General features: G+C 64.4%; 13 protein-coding genes. 5 read left to right on the plus strand and 8 right to left on the minus strand.

Features of this window, described 5'->3' with window-relative positions:
- Positions 1 to 169 precede the first annotated feature (169 nt).
- The 6 genes from IVA98_RS18805 to IVA98_RS18830 all read right to left on the minus strand — a co-directional run bounded on the left by IVA98_RS18805 (position 170) and on the right by IVA98_RS18830 (position 7,107).
- Positions 170 to 649, minus strand: a complete 480-nt coding sequence (locus IVA98_RS18805; RefSeq protein ID WP_247355309.1) for a MaoC family dehydratase — start codon at positions 647 to 649, stop codon at positions 170 to 172.
- Positions 650 to 2,368 carry an AMP-binding protein gene (locus IVA98_RS18810; RefSeq protein WP_247304428.1) on the minus strand — a complete coding sequence of 573 codons (1,719 nt, stop codon included), beginning with the start codon at positions 2,366 to 2,368 and terminating at the stop codon, positions 650 to 652. It lies immediately after the preceding gene.
- Positions 2,368 to 3,258, minus strand: coding sequence for a 3-hydroxyisobutyrate dehydrogenase (gene mmsB / locus IVA98_RS18815; protein WP_247304431.1), 891 nt, complete (start codon positions 3,256 to 3,258; stop codon positions 2,368 to 2,370). The genes IVA98_RS18810 and mmsB overlap by 1 nt, the downstream gene beginning before the upstream one ends.
- Before the next feature lie 24 nt (positions 3,259 to 3,282).
- Positions 3,283 to 4,350: an enoyl-CoA hydratase/isomerase family protein gene (locus IVA98_RS18820; protein WP_247304433.1), complete on the minus strand. Its 1,068-nt coding sequence runs from the start codon at positions 4,348 to 4,350 to the stop codon at positions 3,283 to 3,285.
- Complete coding sequence (locus IVA98_RS18825) at positions 4,347 to 5,492, minus strand: isobutyryl-CoA dehydrogenase (protein WP_247332664.1); 1,146 nt, start codon at positions 5,490 to 5,492, stop codon at positions 4,347 to 4,349. Before IVA98_RS18825 ends, IVA98_RS18820 begins: the two co-directional genes overlap by 4 nt.
- A gap of 118 nt (positions 5,493 to 5,610) precedes the next feature.
- Positions 5,611 to 7,107: a CoA-acylating methylmalonate-semialdehyde dehydrogenase gene (locus tag IVA98_RS18830; protein WP_247332665.1), complete on the minus strand. Its 1,497-nt coding sequence runs from the start codon at positions 7,105 to 7,107 to the stop codon at positions 5,611 to 5,613.
- Positions 7,108 to 7,210: 103 nt separating this feature from the next.
- Here IVA98_RS18830 and IVA98_RS18835 point away from each other — a divergent pair, with 103 nt between their 5' ends.
- Positions 7,211 to 8,119 carry a LysR family transcriptional regulator gene (locus IVA98_RS18835; RefSeq protein WP_247304439.1) on the plus strand — a complete coding sequence of 303 codons (909 nt, stop codon included), beginning with the start codon at positions 7,211 to 7,213 and terminating at the stop codon, positions 8,117 to 8,119.
- Positions 8,120 to 8,282: 163 nt separating this feature from the next.
- Here the strand turns inward: IVA98_RS18835 and IVA98_RS18840 are convergent, their stop codons facing one another.
- Together IVA98_RS18840 and IVA98_RS18845 are read right to left on the minus strand one after the other, a co-directional pair.
- A complete protein-coding gene (locus tag IVA98_RS18840) occupies positions 8,283 to 8,909 on the minus strand; it encodes a TetR/AcrR family transcriptional regulator (protein WP_247304440.1) in 627 nt (208 codons plus the stop codon).
- Positions 8,910 to 8,979: 70 nt separating this feature from the next.
- Positions 8,980 to 9,507, minus strand: coding sequence for a PaaI family thioesterase (locus IVA98_RS18845; RefSeq protein ID WP_247332666.1), 528 nt, complete (start codon positions 9,505 to 9,507; stop codon positions 8,980 to 8,982).
- Positions 9,508 to 9,660: 153 nt separating this feature from the next.
- On the opposite strand from IVA98_RS18845, the gene IVA98_RS18850 reads away from it, so the two are divergent.
- From IVA98_RS18850 to IVA98_RS18865, 4 genes are all read left to right on the plus strand, one after another.
- Positions 9,661 to 10,431, plus strand: coding sequence for an enoyl-CoA hydratase (locus IVA98_RS18850; protein ID WP_247304444.1), 771 nt, complete (start codon positions 9,661 to 9,663; stop codon positions 10,429 to 10,431).
- A 295-nt stretch (positions 10,432 to 10,726) separates the two neighbouring features.
- Positions 10,727 to 11,923, plus strand: a complete 1,197-nt coding sequence (locus IVA98_RS18855) for an acetyl-CoA C-acyltransferase (RefSeq protein ID WP_247332668.1) — start codon at positions 10,727 to 10,729, stop codon at positions 11,921 to 11,923.
- 110 nt (positions 11,924 to 12,033) lie between these two features.
- The gene (locus IVA98_RS18860; RefSeq protein WP_247304447.1) at positions 12,034 to 13,329 is read left to right on the plus strand and encodes an MFS transporter; all 1,296 of its coding nucleotides are present in this window, start codon (positions 12,034 to 12,036) and stop codon (positions 13,327 to 13,329) included.
- Between the two features lie 215 nt (positions 13,330 to 13,544).
- Positions 13,545 to 15,020, plus strand: coding sequence for an FAD-binding oxidoreductase (locus tag IVA98_RS18865; RefSeq protein ID WP_247355310.1), 1,476 nt, complete (start codon positions 13,545 to 13,547; stop codon positions 15,018 to 15,020).
- The last annotated feature ends 11 nt before the right edge of the window (positions 15,021 to 15,031 follow it).

Here is a 15,031-nt window from a genome sequence, read left to right on the forward strand (position 1 = left end):
CGGATGAGGGTCTCTCTCGGCAAAGATGCGCTCGCGGAGAGAGACCCCTCACCCGCCTCGCGTTCGCGAGGCACCCTCTCCCACAAGGGGAGAGGGGGAAACCCCGCTCTGGGGTGCCTTTTTGAGCAGCGATGGATTGCCGGGTCAAGCCCGGCAACGACTGGCGGGATCAGGCGAAATAGATCAACCCGAGCCAATCCGCGACCAGCGCGGGCTTGTCCTCGCCTTCGATCTCCACGGTCACGTTGGTGCGGGACTGCAATTCGCCTGCCTTGCGTAGCTTGGCCTCCGTCAGCACGAAGCGGCCGCGGACGCGCTTGCCCGAGCGCACCGGCGAAATGAAGCGGAGCTTGTCGAACCCGTAATTCACGCCCATCGTGGTGCCCGCGATCACAGGCATCACCTCATAGGACATGATCGACATCAGCGACATCGTGAGGAAGCCGTGTGCGATGGTGGTGCCGAACGCGGTCTCCTTCTTGGCGCGCTCCGGATCGACATGGATAAACTGGTGATCCTCGATCACGTCGGCATAGGCGTCGATGCGGGGCTGGTGGATCAGGTGCCAAGACGACACGCCGATCTCTTTGCCGACCATGGCCTGATAGGCGTCCAGCGTAATCGGCGGCTTCTTCCAGGCTTCGTTCACTTAGGTCTCACTCCGTGTTTTTGCCAGCTCCGGAAAATCCTCCTCGCGGAATTCGCGGCCACGCAGGGGATCGTTGCGGTCGTCATCGCGCTCCAGCCGCCGTAGGTGCACGCGACGGATTTTTCCAGAAATGGTCTTCGGCAGCTCGGTGACGATTTCGAGACGGCGGATGCGCTTGAACGGCGCAAGGCGCGCGTGCAGGTGCTTGAAGATCGAGAGCGCGGTTTCCGGCGAGCGCTCGGCGCCCGACGTCAGCAACACGAAGGCCTTGGGAACCGCGAGCCGGATCGGATCTGGGCTCGGCACCACGGCGGCCTCGGCGACGAGCTCGTGCTCCAAGAGCACGCTCTCCAGCTCAAACGGGCTGATGCGGTAGTCGGACGATTTGAACACGTCGTCGGAGCGGCCGACGAATGTGAGATAGCCGTCCTCGTCCGCGAACACGACGTCGCCGCTGCGATAGAGCTCGCCTTCCGCACCGGAGAGCTTGCCGTCATCACTCTGATAGCCCTGCATCAATCCGGCGGGACGGTTCACGCCGAGCACCAGCGTCACCTCGCCCTCCTTCGCCGGGTTGCCGTCGGCATCGCTGATCTGCACGCGATAGCCCGGCAGCGGCCGACCCATCGATCCGACCTTGATTGGCTGGCCCGGCGAATTGCCGGCGAGTGCTGTCGTTTCAGTCTGACCGTAGCCGTCGCGGATGGTGAGGCCCCAGGCCGCCTGCACCTGGTCGATCACTTCAGGATTGAGCGGCTCGCCGGCACCGCAGACCTCGCGAAGCGACACCTTGAAGGAGGCAAGGTTCTCCTGGATGAACAGCCGCCATACCGTCGGCGGCGCGCATAACGTTGTGACGCCACAGCGGCCGATGGTGGCGAGCAGGCCTTTTGCGTCGAAGCGCGGCTGGTTGACCACGAACACGGTGGCGCCCGCATTCCACGGCGCGAAAAAGCAGCTCCAGGCGTGCTTGGCCCAGCCGGGCGACGAGATGTTGAGATGGACGTCGCCGGGCTGCAGCCCGATCCAATACATGGTCGAGAGATGGCCGACCGGATAACTGCGCTGACTGTGCCGCACCAGTTTTGGTTTTGCGGTCGTGCCTGAGGTGAAATAGAGCAGCATCGGGTCATCGGCATTGGTCGGTCCGTCAGGCGCAAAACTCTCCGAAGCATGCGCCGCCTCGTCATAGGCCAGCCAGCCGCTGGAGGCCGCGCCGACCACGATGCGGACGATACTCTCGGCACCGAGGCTTGCGAATTTCGCGACCTGATCCTCGGCAGCAATCACCGCCTTCGCCTTGCCGCGATCGAGCCGGTCGCGCAGCTCGTCGGCAGTGAGCAGCGTGGTCGCGGGAATCACGACGACGCCGAGCTTCATCGCCGCCAGCATCGTCTCCCAGAGCGGAACTACATTGCCGAGCAGCAGCAAAAGGTGGTCGCCGCGCTTCAAGCCCTGCGCGCGAAGGAAGTTCGCGACCTGGTTGGAACGCTTTGAGAGCGCCGCGAAGGAGAGCTTGGTCTGCCGATCGTGCGCGGCATCGACGATCCAGAGCGCCGGACGGTCCTTGCTGTCCGCATTCGCCGCCAGCTCGGCGTCGAACCAGTCGAGCGCCCAATTGAAGGGAACCGGATCGGGCCAGCGGAAGCCTTTGACCGCTGTGTCGTAATCCGTGCGGTGATTGAGCAGAAACGCGCGCGCTTCCTGAAATGTCGTCATCAAGTGTTCCCGGCCAGCCCCCTAACGTGCTTGATAATTCCGGAAAAATCCACCCCGCCCTGCCCGGCGGCATCGAAGGACTGATAGATCTCCTGCGCATGCTTGCCGAGCGGCGTCACCGCACCTGCGGCCTTCGCGGCGTCCTGCGCCAGCGTCAGATCCTTCACCATCAGCGCTGAGGCAAAGCCCGGCTTGTAATCGTTGTTGGCCGGCGAGGTCGGCACCGGGCCCGGCACCGGACAATAAGTCGTTAGCGACCAGCACTGCCCCGACGAGGTCGAGGCGACGTCGAACAGCGCCTGATGCGAGAGCCCGAGCTTCTCAGCTAGCGCAAATGCCTCGCTCACCGCGATCATGGAAATGCCGAGGATCATGTTGTTGCAGATCTTCGCGGCCTGGCCGGCGCCGGCGCCGCCGCAATGGACGATCTTCTTGCCCATGTTCTCCAGCACGGGCTTGGCCGCCGCAAACGCACCCTCCTCGCCGCCGCACATGAAGGTCAGCGTGGCACCCTTGGCCCCGCCCGTGCCGCCGGAGACCGGCGCGTCGACGGAGAGCACGCCGTGCTTGGCGGCGAGCGCATGCGCCTGCCTTGCGCTCTCGACGTCGATGGTCGAGCTGTCGATGATCAGCGTGCCCTTGGCCATCGCGGGAACGACCTCGTTCCAGACGGAGAGCACGTGCTTGCCGGCCGGCAACATGGTGACGACCACATCCGCGCCTTTCACCGCGCCCGCTGCGCTGTCGGCAATGCCGGCGCCGTCGGCCTTGGCCTGGTTGCGCGAGGCCTCGACAAGATCAAACGCCACCACCTTGTGGCCGACCTTGACCAGATTGGCGGCCATCGGGCCGCCCATATTGCCGAGACCGATGAATGCGATCGTGGCCATTGTCGTTTCCTCCGCTTCAATATTCTAGTTGAACTTTAGCTCGTCGGCGCCGATCTCGGCGAAATATGGTGCCAGCATCTGCGGCGTCACATCCTCGATCCGCGGCGGCGACCAGGTCGGATTGCGGTCCTTGTCGATCACGGCGGCGCGCACGCCCTCGCGGAAATCGTCGCTGCGAAATACCTCCAGCGCGGCGCGATATTCGCGCACGAGACACTCTTCAAGACTGGACGTCGTGCGTGCGAGCCGCAAGAGCTTCAGCGTCACCACCATGCCGCGTGGCGATTTTTCGCCGAGCGTCTTCAACGTGGCGAGCGCAAACTCTGAGCCGTCGCGCTTGAGCGCCGCAACAATATCTTCCATACGGTCGAAGCCGAACAGCGCGTCGATGATCGGCTCCTTCGCAGATACTGGTCCTGCTGTCTCGCCGGTCGCAAAGCCGTTGATGATCTTGCTGACCTCGGCCGCGGTCGCATCGGAGCGCAGCTTCGTCAGGGCGTTGCGCAGCTCCGGCAACTTCACCGCCGGCACGACCCAATCGGCGAACTTCGCATGGATCGCGTCCGGCCCGTTCATGGTCTGGCCGGTCAGCCCGAAATAGGTGCCGATCTCGCCCGGCGAATGCGACAACAGATAGGTACCGCCGACATCGGGGAAGAAGCCGAGACCGACTTCCGGCATTGCCAGCTTCGTGCGATCCGTCACGACACGATGGCTGGCATGGGCTGACAAACCGACGCCGCCCCCCATCACGATGCCGTCCATGAAGGCGACATACGGCTTCGGGAACTTCTTGATCCGGGCATTGAGGATGTACTCCTCGCGCCACAGGATCTTGCCGAGGTCACCGTTGACCTTCGAGCTTTCCCAGAGTGTGCGGATGTCGCCGCCAGCGCAGAGCCCGCGCTCGCCGGCGCCTTCCAGCAGGATCACAGCGACGGCCGCATCGGCCTCGAAGCGGTCGAGCGCCTTGTCGATGTCGCGAAACATCTCCAGCGTCACGGCATTGAGCGCCTTCGGGCGGTTGAGGCGGATCACGCCGACTGCGCCCTCGACACGGGCGATCAGGTCGCCCTCTTCCACGCCACTCATCGTGCGCCCTCGATCAGCTTGCGCGCCACGATGAGCCGCATGATTTCATTGGTGCCTTCGAGGATCTGGTGCACGCGCAGATCGCGCACGATCTTCTCGATGCCGTATTCGCTTAAGTAGCCATAGCCGCCGTGAAGCTGGAGCGCATGGTTGGCGACCTCGAAGCCGACGTCGGTGCCGAAGCGTTTTGCCATTGCGCAGAGCATGGTGGCATCAGGATCCTTGCGATCCAGCGCCGCGGCTGCGCGCCACAAAAAGGTGCGGGCGGCCTCGAGCTCGATCGCCATGTCGGCGAGGCGGAATTGCAAGGCCTGGAATTCGTCGAGGCGTTTTCCAAAGGCCTTGCGCTCCTTCATGTAGCTGCGCGCCTTTTCGAGCGCTACTTGCGCACCACCGAGCGAGCACGCGGTGATGTTGAGGCGGCCACCATCGAGGCCGGCCATCGCGATCTTGAAGCCGGCGCCCTCCTCGCTGAGGCGGTTGGCGACCGGCACGCGGGCATTCTCGAACATCACGGCGCGGGTCGGCTGCGCGTTCCAGCCCATCTTGCGCTCATTGGCGCCAAACGAGACGCCCGGCGTCTTGCCGTCGATGACGAGGGTCGAGATGCCGCCGGGACCATCGCCACCGGTCCTGACCATCGCGACCAGGAGGTCGGTGCCGCCGGCGCCGGAGATGAACTGCTTCTGGCCGTTGAGCACGTAGTGGTCGCCGTCGCGCACGGCACGGGTGCGCAGCGCCGCTGCGTCCGAGCCGGCGCCCGGCTCGGTCAGGCAATAGCTCGCGATCAGCTCCATGGTGCAGAGTTTTGGCAGCCATGTGTGGCGCTGGGTGTCGCTGCCATAGGCATCGATCATCCAGGACGCCATGTTGTGGATCGAGATGAAGGCCGACGTGGTCGGGCAGCCCGTCGCCAGCGCCTCGAAGATCAGCGCTGCATCGAACCGCGTCATGGCGGAGCCGCCGACATCGTCACGGATGTAGATGCCGCCCATGCCGAGCGTGGCGGCCTCGCGCATCACGTCGACGGGGAAATGCTTCTCCTCGTCCCAGCGCAGCGCCTGCGGCGCGATCTTCTCCGCCGCAAACGCCAACGCCATGTCGCGAATTGCGATCTGATCCTCGTTCAGAGCGAACTGCATGCCTAGCTGCTCATTTTTCTCGTCATTGCGAGGAGCGGAGCGACGAAGCAATCCATTCCTTCTTTCGGGGCGATATGGATTGCTTCGCTGCGCTCGCAATGACGACTGGGCTACAGCCCTACTTCATCAGCGGGATCGAGAACTCCGCACCTTCCTTGACGCCGGACGGCCAGCGCGAGGTTACCGTCTTGGTCTTGGTGTAGAAGCGGACCGAATCCGGGCCGTGCTGGTTGAGATCGCCGAAGCCCGACTTCTTCCAGCCGCCGAAGGTGTAATAGGCGATCGGCACCGGGATCGGCACGTTGATGCCGACCATGCCGACATTGACCTTGGCCGCGAAGTCGCGCGCGGCGTCGCCGTCGCGGGTGAAGATGGCAACGCCGTTGCCGTAGTCGTGGTCCGAGGGCAACGCCAGCGCTTCCTTGTAGTCGTGCGCGCGCACGACCGAGAGCACCGGGCCGAAGATCTCTTCCTTGTAGATCCGCATATCCTTGGTGACGTTGTCGAACAGCGAACCGCCGAGATAGAAGCCGTTCTCGTAGCCCTGCATCTTGAAGCCGCGGCCGTCGACGGCGAGCGTCGCACCTTCCTTGATGCCGATGTCGATGTAGCTCTTGACCTTCTCGACCGCCTCGCGCGTGACCAGCGGACCGTAATCGGCCGAGGGATCGATCGAGGTGCCGATCTTGAGGCTCTCGACGCGCGGGATCAGCTTCTCCATCAGGCGGTCGGCAGTGGACTTGCCGACCGGGACCGCGACGGAGACGGCCATGCAGCGCTCGCCGGCCGAGCCGTAGCCGGCGCCGATCAGCGCGTCGACGGCCTGGTCCATGTCGGCATCGGGCATCACGATGGCGTGGTTCTTGGCGCCGCCGAAGCATTGGCAACGTTTCCCGGTCTGCGCGGCGCGCTCGTAGATGTACTGCGCGATCGGCGTCGAACCGACGAAGCCGATGGCCTTAATGCCGGGGTCGTCGAGGATGGCGTCGACCGCTTCCTTGTCGCCGTTGACGACGTTGAGGATACCGGCCGGCAGGCCCGCCTCGATCATGAGCTCGGCAAGCTTCATCGGCACGCCGGGATCGCGCTCCGACGGCTTGAGGATGAAGGCGTTGCCGCAGGCGATCGCGGGGGCGAACTTCCACATCGGAATCATCGCCGGGAAGTTGAACGGGGTGATGCCGGCGACGACACCGAGTGGCTGGCGCATCGAATAAATGTCGATGCCGGGGCCGGCGCCTTCGGTGTATTCGCCCTTCATCAAATGCGGGATGCCGCAAGCGAACTCGACGACCTCGAGGCCGCGCTGGATGTCGCCCTTGGCGTCGGGCACGGTCTTGCCGTGCTCGCGCGCGAGCAGCTCGGCGAGCTTGTCGTAGTCGCGCTGGATCAGCTCCAGGAATTTCATCATGACGCGGCCGCGGCGCTGGGGGTTTGTCGCGGCCCACTCCGGCTGTGCGGCGCGCGCGTTCTCGACGGCGGCGCGAACCTCGGCCTTGGACGCCAACGCGACCTTGGCCTGGACGTCACCGGTCATCGGCTCGAAAACGTCGGCGGTGCGGCCCGAGGTGCCCTTGACCTCCTTGCCGCCGATGAAATGTCCGATTGAACGCATGGAATGATCTCCTTGGAAGTCGAGCCTGATCGCTTTGACAAATCCTATTGACCTGCATTTTATAGGATTCAAGTCTGAGATATTGCACCATAGATGTGCGAAAATGCTGGATCAAGGCGCTATCGATTGGGACGACTTTCGCTTCGTGCTGGCCATCGTGCGGGGCGGCTCGGTGTCGGCTGCGGCAAAACAGCTCGGGGTCGATCATGCCACGGTGATTCGCCGCGTCGACCGGCTGGAGAGGCATCTCTCGGCAAAACTGTTTGACCGGCGCAAGACCGGCTATCTCCTCACCGAGGCCGGCCAGCGCGTCGCCGACAGTGCGGAAGCGATGGAATCGACCATCGTCGCCAATCAGGAGCAGGTCGGCGGCTCGGTCGCACGGCTGACCGGCACCGTGCGGATCGGCGCGCCCGATGGTTTTGGCACTGCCTTTCTGGCACCGCGGCTGGCGCCCTTTGCGGACCGTTACCCCGATCTGGACCTGCAACTTGTGGCCACCGCTCGGCTGTTCAGCCTCTCCAAACGCGAGGCCGACATCGCCATCAGCCTGACCATGCCGAAGGAAGGCCGCATCGTCGGCCGCAAGCTCCTCGACTACCGCCTCGGGCTCTATGCCGCGCCCGGCTATCTCGAACGTTTCCCAGAGATCACGTCGCGCCAGGACCTGCCGCAGCACCGTTTCGTCGGGTACATCGAAGAGTTGCTGTTCACGCCGGAACTCGACTATCTGCCGCAGGTGTCGCCGAAGATCTCCGCACGTTTCCGCAGCGCCAATCTGATCGCGCAGCTCAATGCAACGCTCTCAGGCTTCGGAATCGCGGTGCTGCCGCACTTCATGGCAAGCGACTACCCGCAGCTCGAAGCCGTACTGCCCGAAGAAATCTCGATCACGCGGACGTTCTGGATGTTGATGCACGCCGACAGCAAGGACCTCGCGCGGATCAGGGCCGTCGCAGATTACATCAGCGAGATCGTGGAGCGCGAGCGAGCGCTGTTTGCTGGGCGATAACGTCGATTAGTAGGGCCCGAAGCACAACTGCCAGTTCCTCATGGTGAGGAGGCGCGAAGCGCCGTCTCGAACCATGCAGGCCCGTATCTCACCCGCGGCCATGCTTCGAGACGACCGCTTGGCGGTCTCCTCAGGATGAGGTCCCGAGGGGGCGTAGCTGGCACTAGTTCTGCTTCTCGCGCGCCTTCTTCGCGGCCGCGGCCTTCGGCTCACGCCGCGCGCCCTCGAGCGCGCTGTCCCGGCCCGCCTTCAGCACCTCGTCGGACAATTCGCTAGAGCCGGCGATGCGCGCCAGCAGCATGGTGCCGGCCATTGTGGCGAGCGTCGCAATCGCCTGTTTTCGTGCGGCCTTGCGCGGCATGTTCGGGATATAATCGGTCATCATCTCGATCATCTCGTCGAGCTTGCCGGCAAAGGCCTTCCGCGTCTTCGGGCTCTCGCGGGCGATCTCGGCGCCGAGTGAGGGGATCGAGCAGCCATGGCCTGGATTGTCGCGATGCAGCGCGCAGAGATAGCTATCCGCGATCAGTGCCAAACGCTTCTCCGGCGCAGCCTCGCTCGTGAGCTTGCGCCAATGCTCGATCGAGCGATCCATGGCGTAGGCGAAGGCCTCGATCACCAGCGCCTCGCGGGAGTCGAAATGCGCGTAGAAGCCGCCGTGGGTCAGGCCTGCCTCCTTCATGAGATCGGCGACGCCGATGCCGTGGGCACCTTTTTCGCGCAGCCGCACCGAGGCCTTCTTCACGATGCGGTCGTGGGTTTCCTGCTTGTGTTCCCGGGAATAACGCATGCGGATCTCATTGAATGTCGGAAATCATCTCATAACACGCAAACGTCGCGAACGGCGCATTAAATCGCAGTTAGTTGTTGCCGATCATGGAAAAGGTTGCGGTTGCATGCACCGCCAGCGCGCCCTTGCCGTCACGAACGAAACCTTCAGCGTAGCTGGTCTGGCGCCCCAGCTTGATCACCTTGCCTTCGGCCGAGATCAGGCCTGAACGGACCGAGAGCGGACGCAAGAAGGTCAGCTTCAGATCGAGGGTCACGGAGCCCTGCCCGGCCTCCAACCGGGTCGAGATCGCGCTCCCCATGGCTGTATCCAGCAGCGCCGCGGCGGTTGCGCCGTGCAAGAGGCCGACAGTATTTTCGAGATCTTCACGCGGCTCCAATTCCATGACGATCCGGCCCGGCTCGACCACCGCTATGGTGAAGCCGATGAGTTTTGCGAAGGGCGGCGGCGGCAGGCGGCCGTCGCGAATGCCCAGCATGGCGTCCATGCCCGACAGACCCATCGTCACCTTCGCAACCTGTGCAGGCATCTGCCAATCCACCACGCGCTCGCGCCGCTGGTCGGGCGAAAACAGGTCAAGATGATCGGATTGGGTCATGACCAACTCTTGTATGATTTACATCATACTATGTGGCGGACTTCGCGCTGGCAACTCCGCCCACCACCCGCTTGACAAGCCGGGCGTTTCGGCCCGGAAGTGACCTCGACCCGGTGCGCCCTGCGCCTGTCCACCAAATCTTCGAGATGCCACATGGAAATGCTCAACCACCATTGCGGCGTGACGCGTGATGCGCGCGGCGTCGTTCATGTCGCGATCTGCAACGCCGGCCCGCTCAACATCCTCGGCTCGCCCGTGACCGACGCCGTGCGCGAAGGCTTGCAGCGGCTTGCCACCGACCACGCGATCCGCGTCGTGGTGCTGCGCGGCCAGAGCGAAAAGAGCATGATCGGCGGCGCCGACATCAAGGAGATGGCGAAACTCGATCAAAGATCGGCCGAAGCCTTCATCAGCCGCCTGCGCGATCTCTGCGAAGCGGTGCGCGCCTTCCCGGCTCCCGTGATCGCGCGCATGCCCGGCTGGTGCCTCGGCGGCGGCCTCGAGGTTGCCGCCGCCTGCGACTTCCGCATCGCCGCCCATGATGCGCATTTCGGCATGCCGGAGGTGCGCGTCGGTATCCCCTCGGTGATCCATGCCGCGCTGCTGCCGCGCCTGGTCGGCTGGGCCCGCGCGCGCTGGCTGGTGATGACGGCGGAGAACATCGACGCTCCGACGGCGCTCGCGTGGGGATTGGTCGACAAGGTCGCGCCGCAAGGCGGGTTGGATGCCGAGGTCGAGCGCGTCGTGCAGGCGTTGCTCGAATGCGGCCCCGAGGCGCTGCGATCGCAGAAGGCGCTGCTGCGGCAATGGGAGGAATTGCCGCTGACGGAGTCGGTCAATCTCAGTGTCGAGGTGTTCGGCGAGTCGTTCCTGACCGACGAGCCGAGGCGGCTGATGCAGGCGTTCGTGAACTGGAAGCGATAGGGCTGTCGCCGCACTCGTCTCTGATTAGTAAGTCGCCGCCACGCTGAACATGTCATGCCTCGGCTTGAGGGGCATCCAGGACGCCGAGGCCTCTCCGTATCCCACGACGGCCTCTGGAATACTCGATCACCCGCCTTCGCGGGTGATGACAATGTGCCTCGAAGAAGCACCTCCTCGAATCGAACGACTAAATCTCATCCGAACGACGACATTTTCTCATCCCTGGCGCGGTTGCTTTTTTTGCGCCGCATCATATGATGAGCATAATTTTACTTATCCCCACAGGGAGTTTGTCATGGCCGAAGCTGCCGATCCCGTCGTCATCGTCTCCGCCGCCCGCACCCCGCTCGGCCGCTTCATGGGCGAATTGTCGCCGCTCCCCGCGCACAAGCTCGGATCGCACGTAATCGGCGCGGCGTTGGAGCGCGCAAAACTCGCGCCGGAGAAAGTCGACGAGGTGTTCATGGGCTGCGTGCTGCCAGCCGGTCAGGGCCAGGCTCCGGCGCGCCAGGCCGCGCGTGCAGCAGGTCTCCCCGACGCCACGGGTGCGACCACTATCAACAAGGTCTGCGGCTCCGGCATGAAGGCGACCATGCTGGCGCACGACATCATCCGCGCCGGCTCGGCCGAGATCGTGGTCTCCGGCGGCATGGAGAGCATGAGCAACGCGCCGTATCTTTTGGCCAAGGCGCGCGGCGGCTACCGCGCCGGCCATGACCGCATCATCGACCACATGATGATGGACGGGCTGGAGGACGCCTACGAGACCGGCCGCTCCATGGGCGATTTCGGCGAGGCGACCGCGGAAGCCTATCAGTTCACGCGCAAGGACCAGGACGCCTATGCGATGGAGACACTAAGTCGCGCGCGCAAGGCGGTCGAAGGCGGCGCGTTCAAGGCCGAGATCGCGCCGGTCACGCTCACCGAGAAAGCGGGTCCCCGCGTCATCGCCAACGACGAGCATCCGCTGAAGGTCGATCCCGCCAAAATCCCCGGCTTGAAGCCGGCGTTCCGCGCCAACGGCACCATCACGCCGGCGGCCTCCTCCGCGAACGCCGACGGCGCTGCCGCGCTCGTGCTGACCAAGCGCTCGCTCGCCGATCGGAGCGGCCTGCCGGTTCTGGCCGAGATCAAGGGCCATGCCACCCACAGCCAGGAGCCGCAATGGTTCACCACGGCGCCGATCCCGGCGATCCGCAAGTTGCTCGACAAGGTCGGTTGGAGCGCAAGCGATGTCGATCTGTTCGAGATCAATGAGGCCTTCGCCGTGGTGGCGATGGCAGCGCAGCGCGATCTCGGCATTCCACGCGACAAGCTCAACATCAATGGCGGCGCCTGCGCGCTTGGCCATCCCATCGGCGCGACCGGCGCGCGGCTGATCGTGACGCTGCTTCATGCGCTGGAGGCGCAGAACCTCAAGCGTGGCGTCGCGGCGCTCTGCATCGGCGGCGGCGAGGCCACGGCGATTGCGGTAGAGCGGCTGGCGCACTGACGCAAGAAAGTCTGAAAACGAGGGAACTCTGTCATTTGCGACAGAAGCCGTCCGTGCCATCCTCGAACTGACGCCGGTCTCTTGCGACCGCCCGTCAACGTTGAGGCCCAATGATCTCGAACTGGCTCGCGGCAGCACTTTCCCGCCGCAACATTCACTACGGCTGGGTGATGGTCGGCGTGACCTTCCTCGCCGCGCTGATCAGCGCCGGCACGGTCGGTGCACCCGGCGTTTTCATCGTTCCCCTGCAAAAGGAGTTCGGCTGGAGCACGGCCGAGATCTCCTCCGCGCTGTCGATCCGTTTCATCCTGTTCGGGCTGATGGCACCATTCGCCGCTGCCCTGCTCAACCGCTACGGCCTGCGCAACGTCACGCTCGCCGCGCAGCTGATCGTCGTTTCGGCGCTCGTGCTCTCGCTCGGCATGACCGAGGTCTGGCAGCTCGTCGCCCTCTGGGGCGTGGTGATCGGCATCGGCACCGGCATGACCGCCTTGGTGTTAGGCGCCACCATCGCCACGCGCTGGTTCGCAGCAAGACGCGGCCTCGTCGTCGGCATCATGACGGCGAGCGTCGCCACGGGTCAGCTCGTATTCCTGCCGCTGCTCGCAAGCCTCACCGAACGGTTCGGCTGGCGTCTCGCACTCGGCTTCGTCTGCATCATGCTCGGCGTCTCGGCGCTGGCAGTCCTGCTCGCGATGCGTGACCGGCCGAGCGATGTCGGCCTGCGCCCGTTCGGCGACGAAGAGACCGCGCCGCTGCCCGCTCCGCCGGCCAGTCACGGCTCGATCACCGGCGTTGCGCTCGGCACGCTGCGCGACGCCTCGAAGTCGACTGCGTTCTGGATCCTGTTTGCGACCTTCTTCGTCTGCGGCGCCTCAACCAATGGCCTCGTCCAGGTGCACCTGATCCCGATGTGCCTCGATTTCGGCATCCCGCAGGTGCAGGCGGCAAGCCTGCTTGCGGCAATGGGCATCTTCGATTTCTTCGGCACCATCATGTCGGGCTGGCTGTCGGACCGCTACGACAATCGCTGGCTCTTGTTCTGGTATTACGGCCTGCGCGGGCTGTCGCTGATCTTCCTGCCCTTTAGCGATTTCTCGTTCTACGGCTTGTCGATTTTCGCGATGTTCTACGGGCTCGACTGGATCGCCACGGTTCCGCCGACCGTACGGCTCACCGCGCAGAAGTTCGGGCCCGAGCGCGCCAACCTCGTGTTCGGCTGGATCTTTGCCGGCCATCAACTCGGCGCCGGCACCGCTGCCTTCGGCGCCGGTTTCTCGCGGACGGTGTACCAGAGCTATTTGCCTGCGTTCTTCATCGCCGGCGCGCTCTGCGTGTTCGCTGCCCTGATGGTGTTGGCGCTGTCGCGGCAGCCCAAGCCGAGGCCGCAAGCGGCGATGGCCTAGTACCTGATCGGGTGGTGACGCCGAACACCGCGGCATTGCCGAGGCGACACGCCGCGCGGTAACAGGCGATCTCGCGGCTTCGCTGCGCTGGCAGTGACGCCAAGCCTCCCGCGGACTTTGAGCCATATTCCCATTAGACTCCCGGGCACAAACGTGGACAATACCCCAGCACGTCACGTGCACAGTGCACACCAAAGATGCACCAGAGGAAACACATGCCGGCTGCCTTCCCGTCGTCCCCACCCGTGATTCCAGCCACTCCTTTGACCACCGAGATGCGCGATGCGTTGCGCGTGATCGTCGGCGAGAAGGGCCTGATCGAGGACGAGCACGGCATGCAGCCGTTCGTGACGGATTGGCGGGGATTGCTGGTCGGCGGTGCCGGTGCCATCGTTCGTCCCGGCAGCACCGAGGAAGTCTCCAGGGTGGTCCGGCTTTGCCACGAGCACGGCGTCGCGATCGTGCCGCAAGGCGGCAACTCCGGCCTAATGGGCGGGGCCACGCCCTGGCCGATGCACACCGGCATCGTGTTGTCGCTCGGCCGCATGAACCGCATTCTGGAGGTCGATCCCGTCGGCTATTCGATGACTGTCGAGGCCGGCTGCGTGCTGCAGACGCTTCAGGAGACAGCAAGCGCACACGACAGGTTCCTGCCGCTCAGCCTCGGTGCCCAGGGCTCGTGCATGATCGGCGGCAATCTGTCGACCAATGCCGGCGGCGTGCAGGTGCTGCGCTATGGCAACGCCCGCAATCTCGTGCTGGGGCTCGAAGTCGTGCTGGCCAATGGCGAGGTCTGGGACGGACTGCGTGCGCTCAAGAAGGACAACACGGGTTACGACCTCAAGCATCTGTTCATGGGCGCCGAAGGCACGCTGGGGATCATCACCAAGGCCGTGCTCAAGCTATGGCCCGCCCCGAAGGACGTCTGCACCGCGTGGCTGGCGATCCGCGATCCGCGCGCGGCCCTGGAAATCCTATCCGAAGCGCACGCGGCGTCCGAGGACAATGTCGGCTCCTGCGAGTTGATGAGCCGCGCCGCCATAGACATGGTGCTGCGCCATATCCCCGGCACTCAGGATCCGCTCAAGGCAGATACGTCATGGTACCTCCTGATCGAATGGTCATCCGCGCGCCCACGCCGGGACGGGACCGAGGGCATGTCCGAGAAGATGGAGCAGTTTCTCGCCGATCAGCTCGAGGTCGGTCGCGTGCGCGATGCAGTGATCGCGCACACGATCAGCCAATCGCGCAACATGTGGCGCATCCGCGAGGGTGTCGCCGAGGCCTCCCGGGCCGAGGGACCGGGACTGAGTTACGACGTGTCCGTTGCGATCTCCAGAATTCCCGAGTTCATCGATCTGGGGCTCAAGGCCGTGCTCGGCATTCTCCCGACCATCCGCCCCTATCCGCTCGGACACATCGGCGATGGCAATCTACATTTTTCATTTATGGGTCCGCTCGGCATGGATCAGCAGACGCTGACCCAATACAAGGGCGCCATCACGCGGGCCGTGAACGATCTCATCACCTCCATGGGCGGTTCGATCTCGGCGGAGCACGGCATCGGCGTCGACAAGCTCGACGAGCTCAGTCACTATCGCTCGAAGACCGAGCTCGACATCATGCGCACTATCAAGCGCGCGCTCGATCCGCAGAACATCATGAATCCCGGCAAGGTGTTGCGGCTGTGATCGACGCTGCG

The sequence above is a fragment of the Bradyrhizobium sp. 160 genome, assembly GCF_023073735.1.
Lineage (GTDB): Bacteria > Pseudomonadota > Alphaproteobacteria > Rhizobiales > Xanthobacteraceae > Bradyrhizobium.